Source organism: Tessaracoccus zhenghani (assembly GCF_055326325.1).
Window position 1 is genome coordinate 23942 of the sequence record NZ_JBUZNQ010000009.1, and the last position, 14776, is coordinate 38717.

At 69.7% G+C, this 14776-nt stretch carries 11 protein-coding genes and 1 riboswitch; of the genes, 4 read left to right on the forward strand and 7 right to left on the reverse strand.

The genetic code is table 11. The features are described from left to right. Positions 1-56: 56 nt before the first annotated feature. Together ACZK4S_RS13905 and ACZK4S_RS13910 are read right to left on the reverse strand one after the other, a co-directional pair. Complete coding sequence (locus ACZK4S_RS13905) at positions 57-2666, reverse strand: hypothetical protein (RefSeq protein ID WP_463644685.1); 2610 nt, start codon at positions 2664-2666, stop codon at positions 57-59. Next, positions 2663-5332, reverse strand: a complete 2670-nt coding sequence (locus tag ACZK4S_RS13910; protein ID WP_463644686.1) for an MMPL family transporter — start codon at positions 5330-5332, stop codon at positions 2663-2665. Before ACZK4S_RS13910 ends, ACZK4S_RS13905 begins: the two co-directional genes overlap by 4 nt. 91 nt (positions 5333-5423) lie before the next feature. On the opposite strand from ACZK4S_RS13910, the gene ACZK4S_RS13915 reads away from it, so the two are divergent. Continuing rightward, positions 5424-6017 (forward strand): TetR/AcrR family transcriptional regulator, encoded by a 594-nt coding sequence (locus tag ACZK4S_RS13915; protein WP_076062167.1) that lies wholly within the window; start codon positions 5424-5426, stop codon positions 6015-6017. Next, positions 6014-6622 (forward strand): MBL fold metallo-hydrolase, encoded by a 609-nt coding sequence (locus ACZK4S_RS13920; protein WP_463644687.1) that lies wholly within the window; start codon positions 6014-6016, stop codon positions 6620-6622. The genes ACZK4S_RS13915 and ACZK4S_RS13920 overlap by 4 nt, the downstream gene beginning before the upstream one ends. Positions 6623-6792: 170 nt before the next feature. On the opposite strand, the gene ACZK4S_RS13925 is transcribed toward ACZK4S_RS13920, so the two are convergent. After that, on the reverse strand, positions 6793-8157 hold the full coding sequence (locus ACZK4S_RS13925) for an MFS transporter (protein WP_463644688.1): 1365 nt from the start codon (positions 8155-8157) through the stop codon (positions 6793-6795). 1 nt (position 8158) lies between these two features. Then, the gene (locus ACZK4S_RS13930; RefSeq protein ID WP_463644689.1) at positions 8159-9349 is read right to left on the reverse strand and encodes a TerC family protein; all 1191 of its coding nucleotides are present in this window, start codon (positions 9347-9349) and stop codon (positions 8159-8161) included. Between the two features lie 187 nt (positions 9350-9536). On the opposite strand from ACZK4S_RS13930, the gene ACZK4S_RS13935 reads away from it, so the two are divergent. Further along, positions 9537-11444, forward strand: coding sequence for a penicillin-binding transpeptidase domain-containing protein (locus ACZK4S_RS13935; RefSeq protein ID WP_463644690.1), 1908 nt, complete (start codon positions 9537-9539; stop codon positions 11442-11444). Here the strand turns inward: ACZK4S_RS13935 and ACZK4S_RS13940 are convergent. The 3 genes from ACZK4S_RS13940 to ACZK4S_RS13950 all read right to left on the reverse strand — a co-directional run bounded on the left by ACZK4S_RS13940 (position 11437) and on the right by ACZK4S_RS13950 (position 13512). Further along, complete coding sequence (locus ACZK4S_RS13940; protein ID WP_463644691.1) at positions 11437-12774, reverse strand: ABC transporter substrate-binding protein; 1338 nt, start codon at positions 12772-12774, stop codon at positions 11437-11439. The genes ACZK4S_RS13935 and ACZK4S_RS13940 overlap by 8 nt on opposite strands. Positions 12775-12850: 76 nt before the next feature. After that, positions 12851-13198 (reverse strand): DMT family transporter, encoded by a 348-nt coding sequence (locus ACZK4S_RS13945; protein ID WP_463644722.1) that lies wholly within the window; start codon positions 13196-13198, stop codon positions 12851-12853. Then, positions 13198-13512 (reverse strand): DMT family transporter, encoded by a 315-nt coding sequence (locus ACZK4S_RS13950; RefSeq protein ID WP_076062155.1) that lies wholly within the window; start codon positions 13510-13512, stop codon positions 13198-13200. The genes ACZK4S_RS13945 and ACZK4S_RS13950 overlap by 1 nt, the downstream gene beginning before the upstream one ends. A 35-nt stretch (positions 13513-13547) precedes the next feature. Then, positions 13548-13606, reverse strand: a riboswitch (guanidine-III (ykkC-III) riboswitch). Between the two features lie 96 nt (positions 13607-13702). Here ACZK4S_RS13950 and ACZK4S_RS13955 point away from each other — a divergent pair. Next, positions 13703-14743 (forward strand): LLM class flavin-dependent oxidoreductase, encoded by a 1041-nt coding sequence (locus tag ACZK4S_RS13955; protein ID WP_463644692.1) that lies wholly within the window; start codon positions 13703-13705, stop codon positions 14741-14743. The last annotated feature ends 33 nt before the right edge of the window (positions 14744-14776 follow it).

A 14776-nucleotide genomic window follows, 5' to 3' on the forward strand; every position in this document is an offset into this window, starting at 1 on the left:
TCACACACCGTTTGCCGGCCGGTGGCGGGGCCCCGTACGCCCACCTGCTTGGAGTATCAGCCGGCGTGTGCCGCCCGGAACTGCGCAGGTGTCAGACGACGCTTGGCGGCGATCGCCGTCACCGAGAAGGCCAGGGCGACGACGCCGAGCAGGAGCGCCACGGATGCCAGGCCCACCTCGCCGGTGCCGTCCGCCATGTGGGTGCGGACCAGCTCGAAACCGTTCTGCAGCGGTGACACCGCGCCGATCGGCGAGAGCCAGCCGACGGCCGAGGAGAGGCCGAGGCCCACCGTCACGACGAGCAGCAGCCCGGAGATCAACCGCCCGATGTTGCCCAGCCAACCGGCCAGGGCGTGGTTGGCCAACGCGAACGAGCCGCCCAACAGCATCATCAGCAACACGAGCACCGCGGCCGTGCCCACGCCCAGGCCCAGCACGACCGAACCGATGAGCCCCAGCACGAGGCCCTGGCCGACGACGAGCACCAGAGGCAGCCACACCGTGCGGCCCCAGAGCACGATGCTCGCTGCACGGGAGCTGACGACGTTGCGCGGCACGGGACGCCAGAAGGCGAACGCCGCCAGGGCGCCGAGCCACAGCCCGGCCACGATCAGCAGCGCCGTGGAACCCACCTCCGTGGGCGTGATCAAATCCTTCTCCTCGGCCACCGGCGACGCGGCGACGCTGGACAGTTGCTTACGGTCCTCGGCCGAGTAGCTGGGCAGCTCCGCGGCGCCCTTCGTCAGCTCGGTGTTGAACAGCTCGAGACCGTCAGAGAGCTGGCCGGCGCCGGACGACAGCTGGCTGAGCCCGCCGCTGAGCGCGTCGGTTCCCTCGGCCGCCGAGCGCACGCCGGTGGTGTACTGGCCGACGCCCGAGACGTATTCCTCGGCGCCGGTCTGCAGCTGCTGGGCGCCCGAGTCGAGCTGCCCCACGCCGCTGGCGAGGCCCGAGGCCCCGTCAGCCAGGCCGCGGGCGCCGGTCTGCAACTGCTGCACACCGGCCGGGAGTTGGGCGATGCCGTCTGCCAGGCTGCGGGCGCCGTCGGCCAACTGCGTGACTCCGGTCGGCAGCGCGCCGATCTGCCCCTTGAGTTGCTGGAGCCCGCCGTTCAACTGGGTGGCGCCGTCCGCGATGAGGGGGGCGTTGTCGACGAGGGGCTGGGCCTCGGTGACGATCTGGTCAGCGCCGTCACGCACCTGCGTGAGGGCGCCGCTGAGGACGGCCATCTGCTCGGCGGTCTGCGTCGGCAGTTCGGCGACAAGGGTGTCGACCCCGTCAGCCAGCGCGTCGGCGCCGCCGGCGAGTTGGCCCGCGCCGCCCACCAGCGACAGCCCGCTCTGCGGGTCTGGCGTGTTGAGCGCGGCCGAACCCGCGCCGGTGCCGGCCTGGAACCCGCCCTGCACGCCGGCGGCAGCGCCGGCCGCGAACGTCTGGCGGAGCATCTCGCACGTGGCCGGATCCTCCACCGGGCACGTGAAGGCCTGCGCGATCTGGTCTGCGACCGCCGCGACCTCGGCGGGCATGGGCACGGCGCCGGAGGCATAGCCCTGCAGGGCCTGGTCCGCCTGGGCGAGGCCGCCGCTGAGCCCGGCAGCGCCGTCGGCGGTGGCGCGGGCGCCCTGGGCCAACAGATCGAGCTCCGCGGTGTCGACCGGCTGGTTCTCGATGCCGGTGATGATCTGGCTGAGGCCGTCGCTGAGCTGGTCGACCCCGCCGACCACTGCGGCGGAACCCTCGGCGAACTCGGGGAGCCCGGCGAGCAACTGCCCGCCCTGGTCCGCCAGTTGCGTCACGCCGTCGACGAGGGCCGGGGTCTGTCCGGAGAACTGCTCGACGCCGTCAGCCAACTGTTCGGCCCCGTCGACGAGGCGGGGCGCCTGACCGGCGAACTGGTCCACGCCGTCGGCCAACTGGTCGGCTCCCGAAGCGAGCTGGCCGGCGCCTGTGTTCAGGGCGCCGACGCCCACGGCGAGGTCGCCCACGCCCTCCGCGAGCTGCGCGCCACCGTCGGCCAGCTTGCCGCCGTTGTCCTTGAGCAGCGTCATGCCGTCGTTGAGCTGGGCGGCGCCGTCGGCCGACTGCTGGGCGCCGTCGGACAGCTGCGAGGCGCCGTCCTCCAACTCGGAGACGCCGTCGACGATGGTGCCGAACTGCTCGCCCACGGTGTTGAAGCCCACGTAGATGCCGTCGAGGTACCCCTCGGTGAGCTGCGCGTTGATGGTGTCGGTGGCCATGCGGGCGATCTGCTCGGCCACCTGGGCGTCCGTGACCGGCGCGTTGTCGCTGACCGCCACCTGGATGCCAGCCTGCTCGGCCTTGGCCGCGTCGTTCTCGGACCAGGACGTGGCGTTGGCGGAGAAGTTCTCCGGGATGGTCACGACGGCGGAGAACCTGCCGGACCTGAGGCCCTCGGTGGCGCTGGGCGCGTCCGCGAGGGTCCAGCTGATGTTGTCGCCTTCGCGCTCGAGCATGGCGGCCGCGAGCTGGCGGCCCATGGGGATGTACTGGTCGCCGACGGTGACCGCCTGGTCGAGATTCACGACGGCGGCCTCGATGCGGCTCTCGCCGCCACGGCCGATCAGGCCGAGCAGCAGGCCTGCGGCCAGCAGCGGCACAAGCGCCATCGCGACGATCTGTGCAGGGGTGGGGCGGGTGTTTCTCATGCCCTTGTCTCCTCGTGCAGGGGGGTGGCGACGTTCAGCACGCCGTCGGGGGTCAGGTCGATGAGGTGCTCCGCGCTGGCGGCGCCCAGGAGGACGGCGCCCCGCGCACGGGTGTTCTGGATGAGCTGGTCGAGGGCGTCCCGCGCGGCGCCCGGGGTCACCACGTCGACGGAGTCGACGATCACGACGGTGGCCGGACGGGTGCTCTCCAGCGCGGCGGCCACGTCCTCGACATGGGCGAGGTCGAGGTAGGTCACCCGACGGCGGGCCCGGCCTGCCCCTTCGGGCAGCAACGCGCCGGCCACCCGGGCTCGGCCACCGGTGGTCTGGAGCCTGCCGCCCAGCGCCAGGAGGGCGCCGGTGCGGGCGCCGACGGGGCCGACGACTCCGGCCACCTGGCCGGGCATCAGCCACAGGGCGAGGGGCTCGACGATGCCCTCCACCTCAAGGTCTTCGGCGTGCAGCGCCGACCCGTCGCCGGGCCATTCCTTGAGCGCCATCTCCTTGGAGAGCACCTCGCCCTCCACGTCGAAGGTGGGCAGCAGGCGGTCCAGCCACGCGGGCAGCCACCAGGCGCGGTCGCCGAGCAGCGTCATCACGGCCGGCACCAGCGTCATGCGGACCAGGAACGCGTCCACAGCGACGCCCACGGCCAGCGCGAACGCGATCGATTTGATCGGCCCCATGCCTTCGGGGACGAAGAACGCGAACACGGCGAACATGATCACGGCCGCAGCGGCCACGACCGGCCCTGAGGCGACGAAGCCGCTGCGGATGGCGTCGAGCGCGCTCTTGCCGTGCACGTACTCCTCACGGATCCGGCTGACGAGGAACACCTCGTAGTCCATGGCGAGGCCGAACAGGATGCCCATCAGCAGGATGGGCAGGAACGAGATGACCGGCATGCCGCGCTCGAGGTTGACCAACTCCTTGAGCCAGCCGTGGTTGAACACCAGAGTGGTGGCACCGAACGCCGCGCCGACGCTGAGGAGGTAGCCCACCGTCGCCTTCACCGGAACCCACACCGAGCGGAACACTGCGGCCAGGAGTACCAGGGACAGGCCGACCACCAGCAGCCCGAACGGCAGCAGCGCCTGGGTGAGCTTGTCGCTGATGTCGATCTGGACGGCGGTCATGCCGGTGACGTTGGTGTTGACGTCGTACTCGGCCAGCCACTCGTCGTGTCGGTCCATCAGCGCGCGGGCGAGGACGGCGGTCGCGGGGTCGTCCGGGCCGGTGGTGGGGACCACCTGGATGAGGCCCGTGTCGGCGTTGGGGTTGGGGGTGGACAGCGGCACGGAGGCGACGCCGTCCATCCGCTCGATGTCGGCCTTGAGGTCGGCCATGACGCCGAGGGGGTCCGTCGAGCCGATGATGTCGGCGGTCACGACGAGCGGGCCGTTGACGCCCTCGCCGAAGTGCTCCGCCATGAGGTCGTAGGCGATCCGCGCGGGCTGTTCCGCGCGCTGCTGGCCGGCGTTGGGCAGCGACACCTGCAGCCCCACCGTCGGAATCGTCAACGCACCGAGCAGCACCACGACGCTGATGATGGTGGCCACCGGGTGCTTGGTGGTGACGCCCACCCACCAGGCGAAGGCACCCGTCCCGGAACGGGACTTCTTCCTGGCCTTCGGCGCGCGTTCCCGGGGGCGCATCTTCTCGCCCATGAACCCCATCAGCGCGGGCAGCAGGGTCAGCGCGACGGCGACGGCCAAGGCCACGCCGAGCGCCGCGAAGATGCCCATCACGGTCAGGAACGGGATGTTGGCCACGGACAGGCCGAGCAGCGCGATGAAGACGGTGAGGCCGGCGAACACGACGGCCGACCCGGAGGTGCCGACGGCGCGGCCGGCCGACTCCTGCGGCTCGAGGCCCTGGCGCAACTGGTCGCGGTGCCGCGACAGGATGAAGAGGGCGTAGTCGATGCCGACGGCGAGGCCGAGCATCACGGAGAGGATGGGCGTGGTGGAGTTGATGGCGAAGACCGACGTCAGCAGGAACATGAGCGCCGTGGTGATGCCGACGCCCATGATGGCGGTCAGCAGCGGCAGTCCCGCAGCAACGAGGGATCCCAGCACCACGGTGAGGACGATGAGGGCCACCACCAGGCCGATGATCTCGATGAGGCTCAGCGCGGGCAGTTCGATGTTGTAGGCCTCGCCGCCCATCGCGACCTCGCTGCCCGGCGGCAGCTCCGCCTGCAGGGCGTCGGCCACCTCGGTGATGGGCGCCAGGTCGTCGGCGGTCGGGGTCACTCCGGAGAACCCGAGGCTCAGCTGGATCAGCGCCGCGCGTTCGTCGTCGGAGATGAGTCCGTCCACGAACTCATTCCAGGGCGAGGTGGCACCGTCGGCCTCCACCTCGTCGAGCGCGGCGAAGCTGGCGACAGCGTCCTCGATCTGGGGCCGGTAGGTCTCGACCGACTCGCCCTCGGGGAGCACGATCACCGCCATGGCCGACAAGGCGGCACCCTGCGGGAACGTCATCCTCAGCTTCTCCAGCGCCTCCTGGGAGTTGGAGGAGGGGATGTCGAAGTCGTTGTTGAAGCTCCCTGACCAGGCCGCGGCCGCGCCGCCCAGGCCCAGGAGGACCGCCAGCCAGATGGCAAGCACGGTGAGGCGGCGCCGGAAGCACCATTTGCCGACGGCGTAAAGCCAAGCTGACATGAGATTGCCCTATCCTCTGGTGTACCGGCATCAGGATACATCGGTGTACCGATTTCAATACATTCCTGTACCCGTCGCGAAAGTGAGCAACATGACGGTCTTGGACACAGCCCGACGACGGGCCACCCGCGCCCGCCTCGTCGAGGCCGGCATCAGCGAGTTCGGCACCCGTGGCATTGACGCCACCAGCGTCGAGCAGGTGTGTGAGGCGGCCGGCTTCACGCGTGGGGCCTTCTACTCGAACTTCTCCAGCAAGGACGACCTCTGCATCGAGATCGCCCAGACCGTGGCCGAGGAGGCGTCGGCCCGGATCCGGGACGCGCTGGCCACCATGCCCGACGAGATCCCGGCGGACAGCATCGTCACGGCCATCCTCGACGTGGCGCACCTGTCCCCCGCACTGCATGCGACGGAGGTGGAGTTGTCGCTGCGGGCCGCGCGGGTGCCCGAGTTCGGCGAGCGGCTGCGCGCCACCCGCGCCGGGCTGCTGCCCATGTACCTGGAGGTCGCCGAGCAGGCCGCCGCCCGCGCCGGCGTGCGGTTCACCGTCCCGGTCGCCGATGCGCTGGAGATCCTCGAGACACTGCACTACTCCCCCCGCCAGATCGGCTACAACGAGGAATCGAAGCGGCTCATCACCCTCGCCTCGCAGGCCTTCGTCGAGCCGATCGGGACCGGGGCGTGAGCGCCCGCGTCGAACACCTGGTGACCGCCTCCGGCCAGGGCTTCGAGAACAACGTGTGGCTGGTGGGCGACGACACCGAGGCCATCGTCATCGACCCGGCCCACGACGCCTCGGCCGTCGTCGAACTCGTGGGCGGGCGGCGCGTCACGCAGATCGTGCTGACACACGGACATTGGGACCACATCGGAGCAGTCCTGGACTTCGCACCCCAGGTGGACAACCCACCCATCCGGCTCCACGAGGCCGACAGGTTCCTCTGGGACGAGGAGCACCCGGGCGACGACTTCAACCCGCTGCTCGACGGCGAGCGCCTCGCCGTCGCGGGGACCGAGCTGGAGGTGCGGCACACCCCGGGCCACACGCCCGGGGCGGTGTCTCTGGTGGCGGAGGATCTCGGCTGCGTCTTCACCGGCGACACCCTCTTCGAGGGCGGCCCGGGCGCCACGCGCTGGGGCTACTCCGGCTTCGAGCAGATCATCGGGTCCATCTCCGAGCGGCTCTTCACGCTTCCCGACGAGACGGTGGTCCACACCGGGCACGGGACCTCCACCACCATCGGGGCCGAGCGCCCGCAGCTCGCTGACTGGATCGCCCGCGGCTGGTGAGCAGCCGCGGGACACAGGGCCGGCCGGGTAGATTGGCGGCCATGATGCGCAAACTGTTGTGGCTCGTCGGGTTGATCACCCTGGCCTGCGTGGTGGTGGGGGCGGTGGACCGTCGGCAGGCCGCGCGTCGCCGCGAGCTGTGGGCTGAGGCGACAGACTGACACCGGCGTTCAGGACGCGCGCGTGAGGTCTTCCGTCCCGCGTTCGAACGTGGCGTGCCCCAGACGCGCCCCTGCCCCGAACAGCACCGCTGCACAGGCCACGTAACCCACCCCGATGCCGAGGAAGGCCGCAGTCGACAGCCCCGTGGTGGGCAGCACGAAGGCAGCCACGACCCCAGCGGTGACGAACGCGGCGTTGAAGAGCATGTCGTAGAAGGTGAAGACGCGACCCTTGTACTGCTCTTCCACGTGCGACTGGACGATGGTGTCCACACAGACCTTGAATGCCTGGACGGCCAGGCCGACGAAGAAGCTGGTCACGAAGACCACGGGCTTCGCGGAGCTGATGGCCAACGCCGCCGAGGTGGCCGTGCCGAGCAGGAGCACCGCGATCGAGGTGCGGCGCAGCCCCAGCCACCGCACCATGACGGGCACCACGGGTGCCGACAGGATGAAGCCGGCGCCGGTGGCCAGGCCCCAGACCGTCAGGTCGGCGAGCGCCAGTTCCGGGCGGTCCGAAGGGTGCCACAGGTGCCTGGCGGCGAGGATGACCGCGACGCTGAGCAGGCCGAACAGCAGCCGTGTGGCGGCCATCAGCAGCAGCGCCAGAAGCGCGACGGGACGGGTGCGCAGATGGCGGGCGGCATCTGCCAGGCCGGCCACCACCTCCGTGGTCGAACTCCGCCTGACGACGGTGGAACCCACGCCGCCAGCGGCTGGGTCAACGGGGCCGGGGCCGAGGGCGTCGCGGTGGAAGCCGCGGCACACCAGCACCGAGCCGACGAACATCACCGCCGACAACCCGAACACCACGGCATCGGCCCTGTTGGCCCCCAGCGCGTCGCCCAGCGCGAACCGGGCGGCGAAGCCGGCGACCGCGCCGATGACGACCCCGATGGGCCCCACCGTCGGCACGATCGACGACGCCGTGAGGTACTCGTCCTGCTCGACGGTGTGCTGCAGCCCGGCCGACAGCCCGGCCAGCATGAACCGGTTGATGCTCATCGCGACCAGGAGCGCGCCGAACAGCACGACGGCCCAGCCCCCCGTCGTGGCCCCCGTGGCGATGATCACGCCGATGGTGGCGGCGAGGACCGCACGGGTGAGGTCCGAGTAGAGGGCGACGTCGCGTCGTGACCAGCGGTCCAGCAGCGGCGACACGAACGGGCCGATCACGGTGAACGGCAGCAGGGTGAGCGCCAGCACACCCGCGATCGCCCAGGCGCTGGCCTGCGACTGTGGGGAGAACAGGATGTAGCTGGCCATCCCCACCTGGAGTGTGCCGTCAGCAGCCTGGCTCAGGATCCGCAGGGTCAGCAGCCGACGGAAGGCTGCGTGGCGCCAGAGTCGCCTGAGGGCGCTGATCAGCTGCACGTCAGTAGCCGCTGGCCTCGGCGTGCGCGCGCTCCGCCTTCTCGACGGACCAGTTGGCACCGACCTCTTCCATCATGGCGTCGACCTTGTCACGGTCGAAGCGCATGAGGGCGTTCTGCGCTGCCAGCATCTCCTCGTACTTGGCGGTGCGCTCACCCGGCTCACCCTGGTAGTCGTGGCTCAGGTAGCCGTGGGCCAGGCGGTCCACGCGGCGGACGGCGGCCATGAGCTTGCCCTTGGGCGAGACGAGCGACGCGACCACGGTGAGGGTCAGGACGCCGACGATGACGGGCAGCGACGTGTACGCGTCGAACGTGAACACGTTGACAGGCTCACCGTCGTTGATGAAGAACAGCGCGTTGGTGTGCAGCGCCTCGAGCACCAGCTTGACGCCGATGAAGCCGAGGATGATCGACAGGCCGTACTTCAGGTAGACGAGGCGGTCCAACAGGCCGTCGATGAGGAAGTACAGCTGACGAAGACCCATCAGCGAGAACGCGGTGGCGGCGAACACGATGTAGACGTTGGTGGTGACCGCGTAAATGGCGGGGATGGAATCCAGGGCGAACAGGATGTCCGTGCCGCCGATGGCCACCATCACGAGCAGCATGGGGGTGAGGACCCGGCGGCCGTTCTCCATGGTGAAGAGCTTGTCGCCGTCGTAGTGATCCGTGGTGTGGAGGAAGCGCTTGGCCAGGCGGATGATGAAGTTGTCCGCCTCCGAGTCTTCCTTCTCCGGGGCCAGCAGCTTGCCGGCCGTCACGATGAGGATCAGGCCGAAGAGGTAGAAGGTCCAGGTGAAGTTGTCGATCATCGCCTTGCCGGCGAAGATGAAGGCCGAGCGGGCGATCAGCGCGAAGACGATGCCGAACAGCAGCACCTTCTGCTGGTCCGCGCGGGGCACTGCGAAGCTGGAGATGATCACCAGGAACACGAAGAGGTTGTCAACTGACAACGCCTTTTCCAGCAGATAGCCGGAGAAGTACTCCACGCCCATGGTGGTGCCACCGAAGACCAGCAGGATGACACCGAAGAGGATCGCCACCCCCACATAGAAGGCCGACCAGATGGTGGCCTCGCGGAGGGTGGGTTCGTGCGCCTGACGCACGTGGAAGAAGAAGTCGAACGCGAGAAGGGCCAGAATGGCGACCAGAGTGATCGCCCAGACCCAGAGGGGCACGTTTGTCGACACGCAAAAGCTCCTGACTGGCGAGAAAACGGGGTTTCTGCCATCGGTACCCTTCAGGGCCAACGTCGATGACTCATCAAGTCTACCGTCCGGCACGGCCCGCCCGGAAACGCCGGAAGCCACCGCGCGTTCTGCGAGGGCTGACGTCACCCTTGGGTAGCCTGGGGTGGCGCCGAAGAGGAGGTCCCCTATGCGTCGACTGCTGGCCGCGGCACTGACCGCCGTCCTACTCGCCTCGGGCTGCGCCCCGGGCACCGACGGGGAGTCGCCCCAGCCGCAGGAGTCGCCGACGGCGGCAAGCCCTGCCGGTGACCTGCCCGCCGCAGACTCCGTCCTGGCGGAGGTGGCCGCCGCACTGACGGCCAGGGATGTCTCCAAGCTCACGATGTCGGCCAGCAACGCCGCGGCGCAGGCCGAACTCGAAACGATCTTCGCCGGCATGGACGGCATCTACCCCACGTTCGAACCGGGCGAGCTGACCTACCAGGGTGAGGGCGCCGTCGGCACCTTGACGGTGACGTACCCGCTGGGCGTGGAAGGCTGGACCTACGCCACGCCTGCCGCGTTCACTTTGCGCGACGACCAGTGGGTGCTCGAGTGGTCGCCGACGTTGGCGCACCCGGAGTTGACGGGGTCGACGAGGTTGCGCTTCACGCAGGAGGAGGCCAAGCGGGGGCCCATCAACGACAACACCGGCCTGGCGCTGGTCGAGGAGCGCGCGCTCTACGAGGTGGGCATCGACAAGGCGGCGCTGGCCGAAGCAGAGTGGGCCGCCTCGGCCGCCCAGTTGGCCACCCTCCTGGGCGCCGACGCGGAGGCCTTCACGGCCAAGGTGCTGGGCGGCGGGCCGAAGGCCTTCGTGATCGCCAAGACGCTGCCGCAGTCGGAGATCCCCGCCGGGGTCGCCGATGTGCCGGGCCGGCACGTGCGGGAGATCCGCGCGGTGCTGGGCCCCAGTTCCACGTTCGCCGCGCCCATCCTGGGCGCGATCGGGGAGCCCACCGCGGAGATGATCGAGGAGTCCGGGGGCAAGCTCACCGTCAACGACCGCGTGGGCATCTCCGGCCTGCAACTGCGCTACGACGAGCAACTCCGCGGCGTACCCCTGATCCGGGTGGACCTGGTATCGCGGGCCACGGAGGAGGGCGAGTCACCGTCACCCACCCCCATGGAACCCCGACCGCTGTTCCTCCAGGACACATCCGTCAGCGAAGGCATCGACCTCAGCATGGACCGCGACCTGCAGACAAAGGCCGAAGCGGTCCTCGCGACGCAGCCCGGTCTCGCGTCGCTCGTGGTGATCAACCTGGCCGACGGTGGGCTGCTCGCGGCGGCACAGTCGCCGTCGGGCGGCACCTACCCCCACGCCACGTTCGGCAAGTTCGCTCCAGGGTCCACCTTCAAGGTCGTCTCGTCGCTGGCGATGCTGCGCAACGGGTTGTCGCCGTCGTCGACGGTGCAATGCCCACCCACGCTCGCCATCGACACCTACACCTTCGGCAACTACACCGGCTACAGCCGCACCGGTGCCATCACGCTGACGGACGCCTTCAAGTACTCGTGCAACACCGCGTTCGTCTCGGCCGCAGACACCGTCACCTCGGACCAGTTGGCCGCCGCCGCAGGGTCGCTGGGCGTGGGCACCGATTACGACGCCGGGTTCACGTCGAACTTCGGCACGGTGGCCCCCAGCAACCGGATCGACCGGGCCGCGTCGATGATCGGTCAGGGCCAGATCACGATGTCGCCGTTGGGCATGGCGGCGGTGGCCGCTTCCGTCGGCGCCGGCCGCACCGTCGTGCCGTGGCTCGTCAAGGGCCACCAGGCGTCGCCGACGGCCGCTCCGCTGGCGGCTGCCGAGGCGCAGAGCCTCCAGGCCATGATGAAGGCGACGGTGGACACCGGCACCGCGCAGTCCCTGAAGGGCAAGATGATCGGCGCCAAGACGGGCACCGCCCAGTGGGGACCGACGGGCAACCAGCAGACGCACGCGTGGATGATCGCCTACAACGACAAGGTGGCGGTGTCGGCGTTCGTGGAGGTCGGCGACAGCGGCGGCACCACCGCGGCGCCCCTGATCACCGCTCTGTTCAGCTGACGAAGGCCGCGTAGTCGGCCTGGAGGACCTCGGCCACCGCTTCGGGGTCCTTCTGGCCGCCGATCAGTTCCTGGAAGGCCGCGCCCGCGGTGTCGCCGAAGGTGGGCGTCGCGTAGTCGAGGTAGGGCAACAGCGTGCCCCGCTGCGACACGGCCTCAAATTCCACGAAAACGTCGTGCAGCACGCCGGTCTCCGGCGCCAGCTCGCCTGCCCGTAGCACGGGGAGCCCGCCGTTGGCCGCGACCGTCTCCATGGCCCCTTCGTTGGTGATGAAGTCCAGATAGGCTGCCGCGACCTCCGGATGGGCGGCCCTCGACGGGATGGACCACGGAATGCCGGTACCCCCGGTGGTGGCCAGCGCCCCGTCGAGGCCCATGGGTGGAGCCATGAAGCGCAGTCCCTCGCCCACGGCATTCTGCAGGTCTGTGGCGAGCCAACTCCCGGCCGGCAGGAAGGCAGCCTTGCCCTCGGCGAAGTGGAGCCAGGCCGAGTCGTAGTCCGTGCCGTTGGGCGAGTCACCCAGGTAGTCCTCCGCACCCCAGGCGGCGAACTTCGTGAGCGCCTCGAGGTTCGCGGCGCTGGTCCAACTGGCCCCCGAGTTGCCCATGCCGAGCTTGATGATGTCGTCCGTGGGCACGTAGGCAGCCTGGAGCGGCCCGAACACATGGAGGGCGGGCCACTTGTCCAGGTTGCCGAGCACCATCGGCTGCAGGCCGTCGCCGCGCGCCGCGTCGAGCAGGGCGAAGTAGCCCTCCCACGTTCCGGGGGCCTCGCCGCCGAGCCTGTCCAGGGTCGCCTGCCGGTAGTACAACCCGACGATCTCCCCCGTCTGCGGCACTCCGTAGAGGTTCCCCTCCCCGAAACTGACCGCATCTGGTGAGTAGCGCATCTTGCCCAGCACCGAGCCGGCGAACCGGTCGTCCCAGCCGTAGGCGGCCGCGAACCCGGAGAGGTCGAGGATCTGACCCGCACGGACGAAGGCCCCCATGTCGGCCCGGGCGTTGTTGACCTGCATCACGTCGGGCACATCGTTGCCGGAGAGCGCGAGTGTGACCTGCTTGCGGAGGTCGTCGAAGGACTGCGACAGTCGCCGGATCGTCACGTTGGGGAACGCGTCCTGGAAGCCCTCGTTCAAGGCCTCCATCGTGGCGTTCTGACCCCCGCGGACCTCCTGGTCCCACACGGTCAACGTAAGGTCGCCGAGCGACGCGATGTCAGGGTCCGCGACGGCACCGGGCTGGGTGCTGGCAGTCGGTTCCTGATGGGAGCCGGGCGCGCACGAGACCACGGTGCTGCCTGCGGCAACAGCGAGGAACGTGCGTCGCTTCATGGGTGCCTTCTCAGTCGCTGGGCTTCCAAGAATGCCAGCCCGGAGCAGTGCCCATCGGCCGGCGGCGAGGATCTCCTCAGTGGGGGCTGTCCCGATCCATCCGCTTCAGGCCCATCACGCACGCGATGATGCCGGCCAGGAACAGCGCCTTCAGCCAGGACATCTGCTCCTGGCCGGTCAGGGTGGCGTAGGTCACGGTGAGCACCGCCCCGAGACTGGTCCACACCGCATAGGCCGTCCCGGTAGGGATGTGTTTCATCGCCAACCCGAGGCCGACGGTGGACAGTGCCACCGCCACGAGGAACACGACGGTGGGCCCGAGCCTCGTGAAACCCTCGCTGGCCGACAGCGCGTTGGCCCACACCGCCTCGAGGACGGCGCTGACCAGGAGGACGGGCCAGGCCCAGGACTGCGGCAGCCGCATCACGCCACCACCTTCAGGCCCACGACGCACGTCACGATGCCCACCAGCAGCAGGACCTTCTTGATGCTGGCCGGCTCCGCGCCCGTGGCCATCGCCCAGATCACGGTGAGCGAAGCGCCGGTGGCGGTCCAGACGGCGTAGGCCGTGCCCGTCGGCAGCGTGTCGAGCGCCACCCCGAGGCCGATGAGACTGAGGACGGACGCCACCACGAAGACCATGGTGGGCAGGGGGCGCCGGAGCCCGTTCGAGCGGCCGAGCGCGGTGGCCCAGACGGCCTCCATCACACCGGAGGCGAGCAGGATGACCCAATCCATGAAGACACAACTCCTTCTGCACTGCCCTCACGCGAGGGGGCCAGTCTTGTCTTCACCGGGTACTGATCCGTCGTCCGGGGCGGGTCGCCAGCGCCGAGTCTAAAGGAGTCCAGGGAGCCCGCCAAGGTCACCGGCGCTTGATCGGCTAGACTCCGGGAATAGTTGAACCCTAAACATTGTTGGAGTGGGCATGGACCTCGAAACGCTTGAATTCGGCATCGACACCTTCGGCGACGTCACGGCGGCCGCCGACGGCACGCTGCTGCCGCACGACCAGGTCGTGCGCAACGTCGTCGATGAGGGGATCCTCGCCGACCAGGTGGGCCTGGACGCCATCGGCATCGGCGAGCACCACCGCGACGACTTCGCCGTGTCCTCGCCGGAGATGGTGCTCGCGGCCATCGCCGCCCGCACCCAGCACATCAAGCTGACCTCCGCCGTCACGGTCCTCAGTTCCGACGACCCGGTGCGCGTGTTCGAGCGCTTCGCCACCCTGGACGCCATCAGCTCAGGCCGGGCCGAGATCGTGGTGGGGCGCGGTTCCTTCACCGAGTCGTTCCCCCTGTTCGGCTACAACCTGGCCGACTACGAGGAGCTCTTCGAGGAGAAGCTCGCCCTCTTCGCCCAACTCATCCAAGGCGGCATCAACACGTGGCAGGGCAAGCTCACCCAGAACCTCAAGGACGTCGAGCTCTTCCCCACCCTGGCCGACGGGCCGCTCAAGACGTGGGTCGCCGTGGGAGGCAGCCCCCAGTCCGTGGTGCGCGCCGCGTCGCACGGTCTGCCGCTCATGCTGGCCATCATCGGCGGTCCCACCGCCCGGTTCGCGCCGTTCGCCGAACTGCACCGTCGGGCCCTCGAGGAACTGGGTAAGGCGGCGCAGCCCGTGGGCTACCACACGTACGGTCACGTGGCGCCAACGGACGAGGAAGCTCTGGAGCAGCTCTACCCCGCGTGGCTCGAGCAGAGCCGCCGCATCGGCGGTGAGCGCGGTTGGGGCCAGATGGGCCGGGAGCACTTCGAGCACGAGGCCGCCCACGGCTCCATGGCGGTGGGTTCTCCGGAGACCGTGGCCCGCAAGATCGCCGACGGCATGAAGGCACTCGACGCCACCCGCTACCAGCTCAAGGTGTCCGCCGGCCGTCTCTCTCACGAGGCGATCCTGCGCTCCATCGAGCTCTACGGCACCGAGGTGGTCCCGCTCGTCAAGGACATGCTCGCCGACGCCTGAGCCGTGAGGATCCCCTCGCCGGGCGGTCAGAGG